Origin of the sequence: Labrys okinawensis (assembly GCF_002982075.1) — a bacterium.
GTDB classification, from domain to species: domain Bacteria; phylum Pseudomonadota; class Alphaproteobacteria; order Rhizobiales; family Labraceae; genus Labrys; species Labrys okinawensis_A.
Genome location: NZ_PUEJ01000004.1, coordinates 144357 through 159215 on the forward strand (window position 1 = coordinate 144357; position 14859 = coordinate 159215).

The window sequence follows — 14859 nt, forward strand, 5'->3', positions numbered from 1 at the left end:
AGTCCACGGGAAATTCGCCGGACCGCCGCAGGCGACTCGTTGCCGAATTCCGCGCGATTTCAACTGACTGCAGCACGTCCCTGAATCGGAATCATACCCGCAGTGGAAGTCACTCGGCTGCAATGTGGCGGCGTTCGGTGACAAAGACAAGAACGGCTGCCCTGCAACAGCGGTTCTCAAAATCGCACGAATTGAAGAGCGGACATCTCGGCGACCGGCTTGCATGTTGCGATGTCCGCTCTTGAAAACGTCGCGTTTGAGATCGAAAGCGGCCTGGAAGCCCACGCTCCGATCATCTTCAGGGAAGGCAAGGCTAGCTGGCCTGTAAGCCGGGTTCTGTATGGCCCGCTTGCGCGGACGTGGCGACCATTCATCTGGGGCCACCGTCACCGGTGACCTCAACGCAACCAACCCGGACGGCGGCGCGGAAATGCGCCCCGGCGCGTCCGAAGACCGCCGCGGCCGTCCCTATTCGGTCTTGCTCCGGGTGGGGCTTGCCATGCCGCTGCCGTTACCGGCCGCGCGGTGCGCTCTTACCGCACCCTTTCACCCTTACCCCGGCAAGCTCGAAGAGCCTGTCGAGGCGGTTTGCTTTCTGTGGCGCTATCCCTAAGGTCACCCCCGCCGGCCATTAACCGGCACCCTATTTCCGTGGAGCCCGGACTTTCCTCCATTCCCAGGTCGAGCCTGGCAACAGCGGCCGCCCGGCCAGCTAGCCGCGCCTGTGTGACGCCAAGCGTCGGCGGCGTCAACAAAGAAAAACCGGCGCCAACCGATGGTTGAGCGCCGGAAGTGGTGTCTTTGGGAGGAAATGGGAGAACCATTCGCCAAGGACATTAGCGCCAGTCTGATAGGAGCGCTGTGCGAAAAGTCACACCAGTGCCTGTTTGGCCAGGATGAGGCTGCGCAGGGTTTCGATGGTGGAAGCGTCGCAGACGCCGTCCACCCTGGTCTGGCGGAAATGACGCTGGAAGGCAGTCACCACCGCCTCGGTGAGCGTGTCGTAGATCCCGGTCACCTCGATGCCGTAGCCATAGAGCGAGAACATCGCCTGCAGCGCCTCGATGGGCTGGCCGGCTTCGCCGGGGGAGAAGAAACGCCCGCCCCGGATGGCGGCAGGCGGCACATGCAGGCCGACCCCTTCCTCGGCGAGGCCGGCCCAGTCGAACCGCTCGCCAGGATCGGTCTTGCGCAGAGGGGCGATGTCCGAATGCCCGAGCACGTGATCTGGCCGAATGCCGTGGCGCCGCACGATGTCGCGGCACAACGCCCTGACCGCCGTCATCTGTATGGCGGGAAAGTCCCGATAGCCCCATTCATGTCCGGGATTGACGATCTCGATGCCGATCGAACGGGAATTGATGTCGGTCATCCCTTCCCAGCTCGACTGGCCGGCATGCCAGGCCCGGCGGGACTCCGGCACCATCTGGATGATCCGCCCATCCTCGTCGACGAGATAATGGCAGGAAACCTGCGAAGCCGGATCGGAAAGCCGGGCCAGCGCCAATTCGCCATCGGGCATGCCGGTATAATGCAGGATCAGCAGGGGCGGCGACGCCGGGTCGAGGCGCTCGCCGTGATTGGGCGAGGCGACGGCATGGCTGGCGAGGGAAGTATCAAGCTGCAAGGGCGCTCTTTTCGATGCGGCGGATGGAACGGCCCAACCGTTTCGTCGGCCGCGCTCCCAAGGACAGGCTGTCGCCCGCAACCCCAGGAAGAGTGGTCTCGATGCGGGCTGGTTTACAGCCAGTTGATCCGCTTGAGAACCCATAGCGTGGCGATCGAGGTGATCGTGACGAAGGCCACGATGATCAGGAAGGCCCAGGTATCGTTGACGCCGGGAATGCCGCCGACATTCATGCCGAACAGGCCAGCCACCACGCTCGGCGGCAACAACAGCGCGGCCAATGCCGCAAGCCGGTTGGAATTGCGGGCGATACGCTCGCTGATCACCGTGGAAAGGTCGTCATGCAGGATGCTCGTCCGATCCCGGATCGCATCCAGATATTCGATGAAGCGCATCAGCTTGTCGATCACCTCGCGCATGCGCAGCTTGTCGCGCTCGTCCAGCCACGGCGCGTCGTCATGCTCCAGGCGGTTGAGCGCGTCGCGCTGCGGCGCAAGATAGCGGCGCAGCTGCACGGCACGCCGCCTGAGCATCTTCAGACGCTCACGCACTTCGCCGGCATCGCCGTGGAAGATCATGTCGTCGAGTTCGTCGACCTCCTCGTCCATGGCATCGAGCACAGGCTCGAGGTCCCGCACCAGCTTGTCGCCGATCATGGCCAACAGGTCGCCGGCATGGCTCGGCCCCTTGCCCTTGTGCAGGGCCTTGCGGATGTCACGCAGCGCAGTGACATAGTGGCCCTTGTCGCGCAGCGAGATCACGCGGTCGGCATCGACCCACAAATGCAACGGAACCAGGTCGATATCGTCGGGCTTCTCCTCGATCTCCTCCGGCGACGTCGCGCAAACGCCGCGCAGAATGATCAGCAGGCCGTCATCGACCGGTTCCACGCGGGGCCGCGTCTCTTCCTCCAGCAGTGCGTCCGCGACCAGAGGATCGAAATCCCCCCTGCCATGCACCCAGTCGGCGGCGGCGGGATGGTCACGTTCCAGATGGAGCCAGAGCACCCCGTCGCCCGGCTTCCAGGCCCGCGTCTGCGCCATGTCGAGCTGGCAGCAGCCGCCACGCCCATCGAGCAGCAGGGCAAACCGCAATCCGGGTTCAACCCCATAGCTCTCGCGGGCTGCGTTGGCTGTTTCCATGCGGCGTCACCCTTGGCCCAAGTGCGATTTCTCCGATGCGCACTTTCTTCCGAACTCTTCATTTTGGCACGTCATCCCGATCGAAAAGCCTATCGACCTTTCTGGAAAACGCCCCTGGCGGAGTTTCCCGGCAGAACCGAAAAGCACAGCCGACACAAAAGCTTGCCTGATCATGCGGACTCACATTATCCCTTCACCGCTCTGTGGCAAGATCAATCAAAAGCATGATTGCTCTCGCGGCGGCGCTGCTCTGCGGCATCCGCGCCACGCCATTCCGACGAACGAGCGACCGCCCATGCAACTGACCATCACTGAACTGACCGAGCGCTTTCCCGATTTCCGCGTTGCCGTCCTTATGGCCGAAGGACTGGTCATCACCGCAGAGCGTCCCGGCCATCTCGATACGGCCATCCTCACCTCTGAAGCCGCCTGCCGCAGCCGCCATGTGGGGATGGAGCTTTCCGCCATTCCGGGCGTCGCCGCCTGGCGTAGCGCCTATAAGGGCTTCGGCATCAAGAAGACCAGCTATCGTTCCTCGGTCGAGCGGCTGATCAAGCGCGTGCTGGCCGGCGATCGCCTGCCCGCCATCAACAATTTCGTCGACATCTACAACACCATCTCGCTGCAGCACGGCTTTTGCATCGGTGCCGACGACCTCGACAAGATCGCCCCGCCCGTCGCCTTCCGCTTCTCGCGCCCCGGCGATAGCTTTCTCGACATGGGTGCCGAGGCCGGCGAGGATCCCAATGATCCGCCCAAGGATGGCGAAGTGGTGCTCGCCGATACCAGGCATGTGCTGTGCCGCCGCTGGAACTGGCGCCAGGACATGCGCTCGGCCATCACGCCGCAGACCAAGCGGGCGCTGGTGACGGTGCAGGCCAATGGCTGGGGTGACCTGGAAGAGGCCGCCAACCATCTCGCCGGCTGGCTCACGGCCGATTGCGGCGGCCGCATCTCGATCGCCTATGCCGACAGGACCAATCCCACGGTCACGCTGGGGTGAGCGGAGCGTGCTTTGCGGGGTGCCTGCTCGTCATCTTGCCGAGGCCGCACCAATGACCTAATGTCGGAGCATGAACGCAAAGCGCACCACCTGCATGCATCCTGCCACGCACCTGCCTAGGGGCGCGGGAAGGGTATTGCCGTAAGCGCGATACGATCGACCCATGAACCCTGCGAGGCGAGCAGGGTCCATGGAAACCCGGCTCTCCCCGCAAAAAGGAGAGCGACCATGCCCCCGACCCTATCCGATCCTTCGGGCTCGCGATCCGCGTTGCCGGGACTGTCGATACGTGCCACTCGTCTCGAGGATGTCGACGCGATAACAGCGCTCGCCAATCTTCCAGGCTACAGGGCTGGCACACTTCGCCTTCCTTATCAAAAACCCGAACTGGCTCGGCGATGGCTGGAAGGCCTCGGCCCTGAGGCGTTCAATCTCGTCGCCGTGCTCGATGGCGTCATCGTGGGAAATGCCGGCCTCGAGCGCTACAACGGCCGGCGCGCCCATGCTGCAGGTCTTGGCGTGGGCGTCCACGACGACTATCGCGGCAGGGGTATCGGCACAGCCCTGCTGCGGGAAATCACCGACGCAGCCGACAATTGGCTGAGAGTCGAGCGCCTCGAACTGACGGTCTTTGCCGACAATCTACAGGCCATACGCCTTTACGAACGGTTCGGTTTCGAGAAGGAAGGAATCCTGCGCAATTACGCATTCCGGGCCGGTACGTTCGCGGATGCCCATCTGATGGCGCGGCTGCGCGGATGAGCAAGGTGCGGCGCGGCAGTTGCGTGGGGAGTGAAAAATGACCGAGGCCAATATCGTTCATACCACCGCAGCCCCGCGAACAAGGGAGAGCCTTGCCGCCGACCTGCGAATGCTGGGCATCGTGCCCGGCGAGACCTTACTCGTGCACAGTTCCCTGAAGGCGCTCGGCTGGGTCAATGGCGCCGAGACGGCGGTGATCCAGGCCCTTTACGACGTCATCACGCCAGAAGGAACGCTCGTCATGCCGGCCATGTCGCCGGACCTGACCGATCCCGCCCACTGGCGCGCGCCGCCCATTCCGCAAGCATGGCATGAGGCCGTGCGCCAATCGATGCCGACTTTCGACCTCAGGCGGACACCCTCGCGAGGCATGGGCAGGATCGCCGAATTGTTCCGAACCTGGCCCGGGGTGCTGCGCAGCGACCACCCCACCAGTTCCTTGGTGGCCTGGGGCGCGCAAGCCGGGAGGATCCTGCGCGACCACCCGCTCGAAGATCCCTTCGGCGAGGCCTCGCCGCTGGCAAGGCTCTACGATCTCGAAGCCAGGGTGCTCTTGCTCGGCGTCACCTTCGAGAGCTGTACCATCCTGCATCTGGCCGAGCGGCGGGCCTGGCCGCGCCAGGCCCTGATTCAGGAAGGCGCGCCCCTGATCGTCGCCGGCGAGCGCCGCTGGGTGCGCTACGGGACGCCGATCCTGCGTGTAGACCTGCTGGCGGATGCGGGACGGCATCTCGTCGAGACCGGCATCGCCCGTGGCGGTACCGTAGGATCGGCGGCCGTGCACCTCCTGCCTGTCCGCGAAACAGTCGATTCGACCGTCGCGCGCTGGCAGCAGATGGGACTGACCGGCGAATAAAGAACGAAGCGTTCTCTGCATGCGGTTGTCGAGGGCCTTCGAGTTTGAGCGACCTTCGTCATTGCCGGGCTTGGCCCGGCGGTCCGGCCCGGCTCCCGTTGAGCGGGTGGCTTCCGGATAGCCGGATCAAGCCCGGCTATGACAAATTCGGGGCACTTTCTTCCTCATGTCAGTCGCCTTCCCCTATGCCGCCGCCTTCTCCACTTTGGGCCTGAGGCCGAGCAGATGGCAGATGGCATAGACCAGATCGGCTTTGTTCATGGTGTAGAAGTGGAAATCGCTGACGCCGCGGTCGACGAGATCGAAGACCTGTTCGGCGGCGACGGCCGCCGCCACGAGTTTACGGGTGGCAACATCGTTGTCCAGCCCCTCGAAGCGGTCGGCGAGGCGTTGCGGCACATCGGTCCCGCAGCGCTCGGCGAAATTGCGCACCTGGTTGAAATTCTGCACCGGCACGATGCCCGGCACGATGGGAATGTCGATGCCCGCCTCCCTGACGCGGTCGACGAAGCGCAAATAATGCTCGTTGTCGAAGAAGAACTGGGTGATGGCGCGTGTCGCCCCCGCATCGACCTTGGCCTTCAAAATATCGATATCGAAGGCCAATGACGGGCTTTCGGGGTGTTTCTCGGGATAGGCCGAGACGGAGACTTCGAAATCGCCCAGCGCTTTGATGCCCGCCACCAGATCGGCCGAACTGGCGTAGCCGCCCGGATGAGGTTCGTAGCGAGCGCCCACGCCGGCCGGCGGATCGCCGCGCAGCGCCACGATGTGGCGCACCCCCGCTTCGGCATAGCCGCGGATCACTTCGTCGATGGCCTCGCGCGTGGCGCCAACGCAGGTCAGATGCGCAGCCGGGCGGATATCGGTCTCCTGCACCATGCGCGCCACCGTGCCATGCGTCCGCTCGCGGGTAGTGCCCCCGGCACCGTAGGTGACCGATGCGAACAGCGGATCGAGCGGCGCCAGGCGCTCGATCGCCTCCCACAGGGACGCCTCCATCTCAGCGTTCTTCGGCGGGAAGAACTCGAAGGAAACCCGAATGCCGCCGTGCGAGGGCAAAGCGTGACCAGCCATCACGCGACCTCCTGACCAAGAGTGATAGTGTCGGAGACCCGGCGCGGATCACGCCCGGTCCAAATCGATACGGTGAGACTCGAAGGCCCCTCCCCGGCATCCACCAGGCGCCAGCCATCCGGCCGCAGATGGGCCGCCTCCAGCCAGTGCTCGATCGTCTCGCGGGCAAAGCCCAGGCGGCGATGCGCAAAATCCTCGCGCAGGAATTCGAGTTCGTGCGGGGCGAAATCGACGATGACCAGGCGGCCGCCGGGGCGCAGGGCGCGCCCGATCTCGCGCAGGGCCCTAGCGCCATCGTCGAGATAATGTAGGACCTGATGCACGATGATGAGGTCATAGGCGCCCGGCTCGACCGAAAGCGCGAAGAGATCGCCCTGCCGCACCACGGCATTTCGGATGCCGTTGCGTTCGAGATTGGCCCTGGCGATCACCAGCATTTCGGCGCTGGCGTCGATGCCGACAGCCCGGTTCGCCAAGGGAGCGAACAGTTCGAGCATGCGCCCGGTGCCGGTGCCGATGTCGAGGAAGGCCTGGATGGGCTGGCTGCCGACCACTTCGCGCAGTGCCGCCTCGACCGCTTCGTCAGGCGCATGCAGGGCGCGAATACGGTCCCAATCACCGGCATGGGCTCGGAAATAATCGGCAGCCACCGCCGCCCGGGTACGCCTCACCTCGACGAGGCGAGAACGGTCGCGGGCCAGAATGCGGTCGCTGCGGTCGAGCCCGGCGAGGATCTGCGCGAAGATCTCTGATTTCATCGTCCCTTCCGCCAAGCGGAAGAAGGCCCAGGCGCCCTCGCGGATGCGCTCCACCAGCCCGGCCTCGACGAGGAGCTTGAGGTGGCGCGAAATGCGCGGCTGCGACTGCCCGAGGATTTCGGTGAGGTCGGTGACGTTGAGTTCGCCTTCCGCCAGAATGGCCAGCAGACGCAGGCGCGTCGGCTCACCCGCCGCTTTCAGCGTGCCCAATACCGTTTCGAAAGGAGCCAGATTTGCCATGCCCGCGCCATCGCCTCTCACATAAAGATATGTTTATGTCATTTCTCGAAATGCGCAAGGAATTTGTTTTGCAAGCGACGCCATAATGTGAACAGGCGACTTTTATGCGGAAAAGCGGACGAAATCCCCCGTTCGCCCGCCATACCGATTGCAATATGCAATTAGTTTAGGCACAGTAAGGGGAAACAAGGGAGGCGCCGATGGCCAGCATCGTCTATGCCATGCTGATGTCCCTGGACGGCTATATTGCCGGGCCGCAGCAGGAATTTGGCTTGCCGATTCCCGAGGCCGAATTGCACCGGCATTTCAACCAGCTCATGCGGCGGACTTCGGTCGCGCTCTATGGGCGGCGCATGTACGAGGTCATGCGCTATTGGGACAGCCCCGAGCGCGAGCAGGACTCCGGCGAGGTCGAGATGGATTTTGCCCATGCCTGGCGTGAGACGCCCAAGGTCGTTTTCTCGACGACATTGCGCGAGGTCGGGCCGAATGCGAGGTTGGTGAACTCGGGCGGCATCGAAGTCGTGCGTTCGCTCAAGGCGGACGGCGACGGCGAGATCGGCGTCGCCGGTCCCACTCTCGCCGCCGAACTGGCGCGCTCGGGCCTCATCGACGAATACCGGCTCTATCTGCACCCCATCGTACTGGGCGGCGGCAAGCCTTATTTTCAGCAAGGCCTGTCGCTCCGGCTGAAACCGCTCGGCCGTGAAAGCCTGCCCCAGGGCGTGACACTGCTGCGCTATGCGCCTGCCGGCTGAACCTCGAAACGGGCAACCGCACGGGTTCGTTTCAGCCCTGCCAGATCCATTGCTCGGGAATGCGCAGCTTGAACCCCTCGCCGCCGCGAATCGAACCGGGGCGGTCGACAATGGCGACCACGCCGCGCAGGCGCTTGGCCGCCGCAGCAAAGCGCAGCGCAAGCCCTCCCTGTCCGCCCAGATGCCGTTCGACTTCGGCCCCGGCGATGCGGCAGGGATCGTTCTGTCCCATCACCGCCAATACGGCGCCAGAGGGGAAGAACAGCCTTGTGCCACGCGGGAGGAAGGAGAAATCAGGCACGCCCTCCACAGCGATATTGGCGCCGAGCCATTCCGGCTCCACGCGCTCGATGCCGAGATTGCCGGCGATGACCGCAAGGTCTTCCATCGAGACGATGGAGAGCTGGCGCTCGTTCTGGATCGGGGCGTGGCGCTCGAACCAGGGCACCCTGACATCAGCGGGCCTGAGGAACCCGGCATGCCGGTCACCCGGGATGCCCTCATGGGTGAGCACGAGTTCGGCAAGCCTTCCCGTCCCGACGGCGTTTTCCACGGCTGCAGCAACCATGACCACGTGACCGCTGCGCTTCATCACCGGCGTAACGGCAATATCGGGAGCAGGATTGCTCGAGGGGTCCGGCATGGTCTCACCTTGGCTGGCAGCGCTGGAAACTTGATTGCCACCAAATCAGCGTCGAAGAAAGACGCCGCTCAACGGCCGCCCTAACCCGCCGAGCCGGTTTCGGAATCACTGCATCACTCTTGCGGAAACCATAGTCCATTCTTCGAGCTGATGCTCTAGCTGCCGCTTCCCTCTTCGCCGCCTCTTATCAGGCCATTGTCACGCAGGATGCGGGGCAAGTGGCGCCGGATCTGCCAGCGTGTCAGCACGATCAGGACGACCAGCATGGGAAGATTGTCGAGAATGGCGCGGAAGAATCCGATCACCACATTGCCGATGAGGCCGCCGTCACCAAGAAAGGCCGAGACGTCGCCGCCCAGCAGCCCGGCGATCAGCATCGCGCCGTAATGGGAAATCGAGCCGGTGACCTGCAGCATCGGCGCGACGTAGAACAGAAAGTTCAGCGCCCAGCCGATCGCGAAGACGAACAGGGCCACGGGAATGCCGATCCGCCACCACACGGCAAAGACGACTTTCTTGATGATCTGTGTTTCGCTCACGTCCTCATCTCCGTTCCGGCGCGACCATGCCGGTTCGGGGCGGGCCGCGTCAAATCGGCCACCATGGGGGTGGGTCTTTCAGACCCACCTACCCTTTCCGGCTGATGCCGCGTTTTCAGGCGGGTTCGAAGACCCGCCCCCCATCAGGCTCCCACCTTCACCGCTTCGCGGTTGGCGATGCGACGCTGCTCCACCGCCAGCGCCAGTCGCTCGAGGGCGACCACGGTGGTGTCCCAGTCGATGCAGCCATCGGTGATGCTCTGGCCATAGGTCAGCGGCTTGCCGGGCACCTGGTCCTGGCGACCGGCGACGAGATTGCTCTCGATCATCACGCCGATGATGCGGTTGTCGCCTGCCGCCAGCTGCGTGCCGATATCGGCCAGCACCAGCGGCTGGTTCTCCGGCTTCTTGGAGCTGTTGGCATGGCTGGCGTCGATCATCACCACCGGCGGCAGGCCGGACTTGGCGACTTCGGTGCAGGCCGCCTCGACGCTCGCCGCATCGTAATTGGTGCTCTTGCCGCCGCGCAGAATGATATGGCAATCCTCGTTGCCGGCGGTCGAGGCAATGGCGGAGCGGCCATCCTTGGTCACCGCCATGAAGTGATGGGGTTGCGACGCCGATTTCACTGCATCGACCGCGATGCGCACATTGCCGTCCGTGCCGTTCTTGAAACCGACGGGGCAGCTCAGGCCCGATGCCAGCTCGCGATGGATCTGGCTTTCGGTGGTCCGCGCGCCGATCGCGCCCCAGGCGACGAGGTCGGCGATATATTGCGGCGTGGTCATGTCGAGGAATTCGCAGGCCGCCGGCAAACCGAGATTGTTGACGTCGAGCAGGAGCTTGCGGGCGATACGCAGCCCCTTGTCGATCTGGAACGAACCGTCGAGATCGGGGTCGTTGATCAGGCCTTTCCATCCCACCGTGGTGCGCGGCTTCTCGAAATAGACCCGCATGATGATCTCCAGCGAGGAACCCAGGCGCTGGCGCAGCTTCATCAGGCGGTCGGCATAGTCGAGGGCGGCAACCGGGTCGTGGATCGAACAGGGACCGACCACCACGGCGAGACGATCATCGCTCCCGCGCAGGATATCGTGCACGGCCTGCCGCGATTGCGTGACGGTGCGGGTTGCTTCCAATGTGCGAGGATGCTCACCCATTACATCAGCCGGCGTGGTCAATGCCTTGATTTCACGGATACGAAGATCGTCGGTGGTGCTCAACATGGCCGGGGTTCTCGGTTTGCTTGGATGGTTGGTCCGGCCGGCGGCATAAAAAAACCGCCAGTCGGGCTGGCGGTTGTCGGGTCTGATCTGCTGCTGTCTTCAGATCGAGCGCACCCCTACCTCCGCCAGAGGCCTGCGAAAGCCAAAATACCAGTAAAAGGTGGGGGCGGATGCAAAGGTCATGGCAGGCATATAGCGACGGTGAACGGTTTTGTCACGTGCGAATTTGCCGACGGGCCCTCAGCCTCCCAAGGCCTGGACCCGTTCGGCGAATACCTGCCCCAGAATGAGATGCGCCTCGGCCTCGTAATGGATGCCGTCGACCGGGCTCACCTCGATCAGCTTGCCGGTATCGAGAAACTCGGCACCGTGCTTTCGCGCGACCGCTTCGTAGAGGGGCGGCAGGGCCTGCGATTTTTCCACCCCGCCGGCGAACAACGGTCCCAGGCAGCCGACCACACGGATGGGCGGCGGACAGGCGATCAGGAGCTTGGCCGGCGGCCGGTCGAGATTGGGCGTCGCGGCGATGATGCCGGCGAGAATGTCGACCCCGGCGGCAATATCCTCCGGCGGCGCACTGAAACGGGCTTTGAGGTCGTTGGTGCCCAGCATCAGTACGATGACATCGAGCGGGCGGTGGCTTTCCAGGCAGGCGGCGAGATAGCGCCGACCATTCTTGTGAGTGCCCTCGATGAGATCGTCGCGGATGGTGGTGCGCCCCGGCAGGCCTTCCTCGATCACATGCCAGGCATGGCCGAGGATCTTGCGCATCACTCCGGGCCAGCGCGTCTTGCCGTCATAGCGCCGGGCTTCTTCCAGGCTGGCCAGAGGTGGCGTGCCGAACGTGTTGGAATCGCCGAAACACAGGACGTTCTTCATCTTGGTCATTTCCTTGCTGGGGCCGTGGGCCGGAACATTGTCGGGATAGAAGCGCGACCGGTGTGCCGATCTCCAGATCGGCATCTTGGCCTTAGAAACGCGCCGCTTCAAAAAGTGCCGATCCGGAGATCGGCACACCCGCTGCTAGCGCTGCACCACGACGAAGAGGCGCGGGAAGGCCAGCACCACCTTGCCGTCGGCCCGCGGTGGATAGGCCTTCGCGATGCGCGCCGTATAATCGTCCAGAAAAGCGGGCTGCTGCTCGGGATCGAGCGGATCGAGAAAGGCGCGCAGGCCTGTCGCCCGCAGCCAGGACACGACGGCCGGCGCGTCGTCCAGCACGTGGTAGTAGGTGGTGCGCCAGATATCGATCGAGGACGCCCGCCCGGCAAACAGGTTGTAATAGTCTTCAGCCGGCAGGATGCGCTCGCGGATGCGCGAGGCATCGCCGAGCCTGGCCGCCCAGGTGCCGTCCGCGGCCGTCTCGCGCATCAGGCGATGGGACGGCTCTGCCAGATTGTCGGGCATCTGCACGGCCAGCACGCCGCCCGGCGCGGTTTGGGCCAGCAGGCGCGGCAGCAGTGCCGCATGTCCGGGAACCCATTGCATCACGGCATTGGCGAAAATCAGTTCTGGTGGCTTTTCCGCCTGCCAGTTCGTCACGTCGCCCCGCTCGAAGCGGGCGGAAGGCAGGCGCTTGCGCGCTTCCGACAGCATGGCCTCTGACGTATCGATCCCGGTCACCTCGGCCGTGGGCCAGCGTTTGGCCAGGAGTTCGGTGGAGTTGCCCGGGCCGCAGCCAAGGTCGACGGCAAGGGCGGGCGAGGCCAGCGGGACCCGATCGAGCAGATCGCGCGCCGGTCGCGTGCGCTCATCCTCGAAGCGCAGATAGAGCGAGGGATTCCAATCGGCCATGAAAATATCCTTCGATAGTCGCTCCGCGAAAGCGCCTGCGGCATCGCATCAGGTGATCAGGAAGCCACCATCCACCGGCATGGCGACCCCGTTCACCATCGAGGCCTTGTCGCTGAGGAGAAAGGCGATGGTCTCGGCCACTTCCTCCGGCTCGAAGAAGCGCCCCAGCGGAATGCGCTGCAGCATCGGAGCAGCCTTGGCGGGATCGCTCCAGGCCTTCACCGCCATGGGCGTGAGGATCACCGTCGGGCAGATCGCGTTGACGCGGATGCCCTGACGCCCGAGTTCGTTTGCCATCACGGTTGTCAGCGAGTCGAGCGCGCCCTTGCTGGCGCAATAGGCCGCGTGGTCGGTAAAGCCGATCGAGGAGGAAATGCTGGATACGTTGACGATCGCTCCCTTCTTGCCCCGGGCGATCATGCTGCGCGCACATTCCTGGCCGAAGATCATGGCTGCGACCACATTCACCGACATCAGTTCCTGGAAGGCTTCGACGCTGGTTTCCAGGAATGGCTCGAGCGAGGTGGTGCCGGCATTGTTCACCAGCCGGTCGACGGGCTGGATCGAACGGGCGGCGGCGCGTACGGCCTCGGGATCGGCAAGGTCGACGGCATGGATTTCCGCCCCCGTCTCGGCGGACAGGCTTTCGAGTTCGGCCTGATTGCGCCCGATGGCAATGATTTCAGCACCCCGGGCCGCCAGCAGCTTGGCGGTGGCCCGCCCGATGCCCTTGGTTGCTCCCGTGACCACGATACGTTCGCCGGCAAATTCCATCGCGTCCTCCCGCATGTTTGGCGGCATGGTAGCGGGCGGGAGCGTGCTGACAAGTCTGACAAATCAAAGTCGGGAAATTTTGGATCAGCACTAGCTTTGATGAGCCTCTTGGGCTATTTCCCCCGGCCCTCGCTCTCCTGCTCTGTCCTCAGCTTCGACGCGTCCTTGCGCTTCTCGTCGGCGTCGACGGATCGCAAACGCCTTCGAGCAAAGTGCGATTTCCCTGAAATCGCACTTTGCTCTCCAACTTTTTGTTTTTACGCGTTTTCCTGATCGAAAAGTCTCTCAACTTTTCTGGAAAACGCTCTAGGAGGCACCATGCCGCCCCAATCTACAGCAGCGGAACAGAGCGCCCCTGTTTCTGTCGGCATCGACTTCGGCACCAGCAACACGGTGGTCGCCTTCGCCCATGCCGACGGCCGCACCGAAGCACTGAACTTCGAGCATGGCGGCCAGGGGCTGAACCATTTCGTCACCGCCCTGTGCTTCTGGGACGAACGCCGCCCAGGCAAGTCCACGATTCGCGTCGAAGGCGGGCCCTGGGCCATCGAGCAATTCGTGGAGGCAACCACGGCCTTCCGCTTCATCCAGTCCTTCAAGAGCTTTGCCGCCAGCGCCACCTTCCAGGAAACCCGCATCTTCCGCGAGCGCTTCCGTTTCGAAGACCTGCTGGCGACCTTCCTCAACACGCTGGTCAAGCATGCCGACGGGCGGCTCGACCTGTCGGCCGCCAATCTCGTCATCGGCCGCCCCGTGACCTTTGCCGGCCGCCAGCCCGATGACGATCTGGCCATGCGGCGCTACCAGACCGCGTTTGAGCGCCTGGGCGTCGTCAATCCCACCTATGTCTACGAACCGGTGGGCGCGGCCTTCTTCTACGCGCGCCAGCTCGAGCGCGACGCGACCGTGCTGGTCGCCGATTTCGGCGGCGGCACCAGCGACTTTTCGATCATGCGCTTCGAGCAGGTCGCCGGCCAGCTGAAGGCCGAACCCCTCGCCCATTCCGGCATCGGCATTGCGGGCGATGCCTTCGACTATTCGATCGTCGACCGCATCGTCTCGCCGCGCCTGGGCAAGGGCGGGCGTTTCCGCTCCTTCGACAAGGAATTGTCGATCCCCAATCACTATTACGCCAACCTCGCGCGCTGGCACCAGCTCGCCCTGATGAAGACCAATGGCGACCTCAAGGGCTTGCAGGACCTGGCCAAGGTTGCCGTGGAACCGGAGAAGCTCGAAAAATTCATCGAGATCATCGAGTTCGACATGGGATTTGCGCTCTACAGCGCCGTGTCCAGGGCCAAGATCGCCCTCTCCAGCCAGGACGAAACCGAGTTCCGCTTCGCCGGCGGCGATATCGAGATTACGGCCGGGCTGAAGCGCCGCGATTTCGAGCGCTGGATCGCGGGAGACGTCGCCCGCATCGAGGCGAGCCTCGACGAAGGATTGAAGCGCGCCAACACAAGGGCCGAGGAGATCGAACGTGTCTTCCTCACCGGCGGTACCTCCTTCGTCCCCGCCATCCGCAGGCTCTTCGCCGAGCGCTTCGGCGAGGAGCGCCTTGTTACCACGGACCAGTTCGAGTCGATCGCCTATGGCCTCGCCCTGATCGGCCAGGACAAGCAGAAGGAACGCTGGGAGGTCAGGAAGGCGGCGTGATGGT

15 protein-coding genes and 1 other RNA gene are annotated in these 14859 nt (G+C 64.0%); 5 read left to right on the plus strand and 11 right to left on the minus strand.

The window, feature by feature from the left end; genetic code table 11:
• Window positions 1–309: 309 nt before the first annotated feature.
• The 3 genes from rnpB to C5L14_RS11025 form a co-directional block, all read right to left on the minus strand.
• Window positions 310–716, minus strand: an RNA gene (gene rnpB / locus C5L14_RS11015) — RNase P RNA component class A.
• A gap of 155 nt (window positions 717–871) precedes the next feature.
• Complete coding sequence (locus C5L14_RS11020; RefSeq protein ID WP_245443347.1) at window positions 872–1627, minus strand: N-acetylmuramoyl-L-alanine amidase; 756 nt, start codon at window positions 1625–1627, stop codon at window positions 872–874.
• Window positions 1628–1740: 113 nt separating this feature from the next.
• Window positions 1741–2769, minus strand: a complete 1029-nt coding sequence (locus tag C5L14_RS11025) for a zinc transporter ZntB (RefSeq protein WP_105862106.1) — start codon at window positions 2767–2769, stop codon at window positions 1741–1743.
• Window positions 2770–3064: 295 nt separating this feature from the next.
• Between C5L14_RS11025 and C5L14_RS11030 the strand changes: the two genes are divergently transcribed.
• The 3 genes from C5L14_RS11030 to C5L14_RS11040 all read left to right on the plus strand — a co-directional run bounded on the left by C5L14_RS11030 (window position 3065) and on the right by C5L14_RS11040 (window position 5390).
• The gene (locus C5L14_RS11030; protein ID WP_105862107.1) at window positions 3065–3772 is read left to right on the plus strand and encodes a B3/B4 domain-containing protein; all 708 of its coding nucleotides are present in this window, start codon (window positions 3065–3067) and stop codon (window positions 3770–3772) included.
• A 228-nt stretch (window positions 3773–4000) separates the two neighbouring features.
• The gene (locus C5L14_RS11035; protein WP_105862108.1) at window positions 4001–4534 is read left to right on the plus strand and encodes a GNAT family N-acetyltransferase; all 534 of its coding nucleotides are present in this window, start codon (window positions 4001–4003) and stop codon (window positions 4532–4534) included.
• A gap of 37 nt (window positions 4535–4571) precedes the next feature.
• Window positions 4572–5390, plus strand: coding sequence for an aminoglycoside N(3)-acetyltransferase (locus C5L14_RS11040; protein ID WP_105862109.1), 819 nt, complete (start codon window positions 4572–4574; stop codon window positions 5388–5390).
• A gap of 183 nt (window positions 5391–5573) precedes the next feature.
• Here the strand turns inward: C5L14_RS11040 and metF are convergent, their stop codons facing one another.
• Together metF and C5L14_RS11050 are read right to left on the minus strand one after the other, a co-directional pair.
• A complete protein-coding gene (metF, locus tag C5L14_RS11045; RefSeq protein ID WP_105862110.1) occupies window positions 5574–6467 on the minus strand; it encodes a methylenetetrahydrofolate reductase [NAD(P)H] in 894 nt (297 codons plus the stop codon).
• Window positions 6467–7465 (minus strand): ArsR/SmtB family transcription factor, encoded by a 999-nt coding sequence (locus C5L14_RS11050; RefSeq protein WP_105862111.1) that lies wholly within the window; start codon window positions 7463–7465, stop codon window positions 6467–6469. The genes metF and C5L14_RS11050 overlap by 1 nt, the downstream gene beginning before the upstream one ends.
• Window positions 7466–7665: 200 nt before the next feature.
• Between C5L14_RS11050 and C5L14_RS11055 the strand changes: the two genes are divergently transcribed.
• Complete coding sequence (locus tag C5L14_RS11055) at window positions 7666–8223, plus strand: dihydrofolate reductase family protein (protein ID WP_105862112.1); 558 nt, start codon at window positions 7666–7668, stop codon at window positions 8221–8223.
• A 31-nt stretch (window positions 8224–8254) separates the two neighbouring features.
• On the opposite strand, the gene C5L14_RS11060 is transcribed toward C5L14_RS11055, so the two are convergent.
• The 6 genes from C5L14_RS11060 to C5L14_RS11085 form a co-directional block, all read right to left on the minus strand.
• On the minus strand, window positions 8255–8866 hold the full coding sequence (locus C5L14_RS11060) for an MOSC domain-containing protein (protein WP_105862113.1): 612 nt from the start codon (window positions 8864–8866) through the stop codon (window positions 8255–8257).
• 155 nt (window positions 8867–9021) lie between these two features.
• Window positions 9022–9405, minus strand: a complete 384-nt coding sequence (locus C5L14_RS11065; protein WP_105862114.1) for a hypothetical protein — start codon at window positions 9403–9405, stop codon at window positions 9022–9024.
• Between the two features lie 143 nt (window positions 9406–9548).
• The gene (locus C5L14_RS11070) at window positions 9549–10631 is read right to left on the minus strand and encodes a 3-deoxy-7-phosphoheptulonate synthase (RefSeq protein WP_105862115.1); all 1083 of its coding nucleotides are present in this window, start codon (window positions 10629–10631) and stop codon (window positions 9549–9551) included.
• A gap of 240 nt (window positions 10632–10871) precedes the next feature.
• Complete coding sequence (locus C5L14_RS11075; RefSeq protein WP_245443348.1) at window positions 10872–11510, minus strand: SGNH/GDSL hydrolase family protein; 639 nt, start codon at window positions 11508–11510, stop codon at window positions 10872–10874.
• A gap of 144 nt (window positions 11511–11654) precedes the next feature.
• Window positions 11655–12425 (minus strand): trans-aconitate 2-methyltransferase, encoded by a 771-nt coding sequence (gene tam / locus C5L14_RS11080; RefSeq protein WP_105862116.1) that lies wholly within the window; start codon window positions 12423–12425, stop codon window positions 11655–11657.
• Between the two features lie 48 nt (window positions 12426–12473).
• Window positions 12474–13199, minus strand: a complete 726-nt coding sequence (locus tag C5L14_RS11085; RefSeq protein WP_105862117.1) for an SDR family oxidoreductase — start codon at window positions 13197–13199, stop codon at window positions 12474–12476.
• A 318-nt stretch (window positions 13200–13517) separates the two neighbouring features.
• On the opposite strand from C5L14_RS11085, the gene C5L14_RS11090 reads away from it, so the two are divergent.
• A complete protein-coding gene (locus C5L14_RS11090) occupies window positions 13518–14855 on the plus strand; it encodes an Hsp70 family protein (RefSeq protein ID WP_105862118.1) in 1338 nt (445 codons plus the stop codon).
• Window positions 14856–14859: the final 4 nt, after the last annotated feature.

What these genes read in the sequence shown, in the direction of transcription:
- C5L14_RS11025 (WP_105862106.1), bottom strand. Translation starts at nt 2,769, where the DNA reads ATGGAAACAGCCAACGCAGCCCGCGAGAGCTATGGGGTTGAACCCGGA.
- C5L14_RS11030 (WP_105862107.1), top strand. Translation starts at nt 3,065, where the DNA reads ATGCAACTGACCATCACTGAACTGACCGAGCGCTTTCCCGATTTCCGC.
- C5L14_RS11035 (WP_105862108.1), top strand. Translation starts at nt 4,001, where the DNA reads ATGCCCCCGACCCTATCCGATCCTTCGGGCTCGCGATCCGCGTTGCCG.
- C5L14_RS11040 (WP_105862109.1), top strand. Translation starts at nt 4,572, where the DNA reads ATGACCGAGGCCAATATCGTTCATACCACCGCAGCCCCGCGAACAAGG.
- metF (WP_105862110.1), bottom strand. Translation starts at nt 6,467, where the DNA reads ATGGCTGGTCACGCTTTGCCCTCGCACGGCGGCATTCGGGTTTCCTTC.
- C5L14_RS11050 (WP_105862111.1), bottom strand. Translation starts at nt 7,465, where the DNA reads ATGGCAAATCTGGCTCCTTTCGAAACGGTATTGGGCACGCTGAAAGCG.
- C5L14_RS11055 (WP_105862112.1), top strand. Translation starts at nt 7,666, where the DNA reads ATGGCCAGCATCGTCTATGCCATGCTGATGTCCCTGGACGGCTATATT.
- C5L14_RS11060 (WP_105862113.1), bottom strand. Translation starts at nt 8,866, where the DNA reads ATGCCGGACCCCTCGAGCAATCCTGCTCCCGATATTGCCGTTACGCCG.
- C5L14_RS11070 (WP_105862115.1), bottom strand. Translation starts at nt 10,631, where the DNA reads ATGTTGAGCACCACCGACGATCTTCGTATCCGTGAAATCAAGGCATTG.
- C5L14_RS11075 (WP_245443348.1), bottom strand. Translation starts at nt 11,510, where the DNA reads ATGAAGAACGTCCTGTGTTTCGGCGATTCCAACACGTTCGGCACGCCA.
- tam (WP_105862116.1), bottom strand. Translation starts at nt 12,425, where the DNA reads ATGGCCGATTGGAATCCCTCGCTCTATCTGCGCTTCGAGGATGAGCGC.
- C5L14_RS11085 (WP_105862117.1), bottom strand. Translation starts at nt 13,199, where the DNA reads ATGGAATTTGCCGGCGAACGTATCGTGGTCACGGGAGCAACCAAGGGC.
- C5L14_RS11090 (WP_105862118.1), top strand. Translation starts at nt 13,518, where the DNA reads ATGCCGCCCCAATCTACAGCAGCGGAACAGAGCGCCCCTGTTTCTGTC.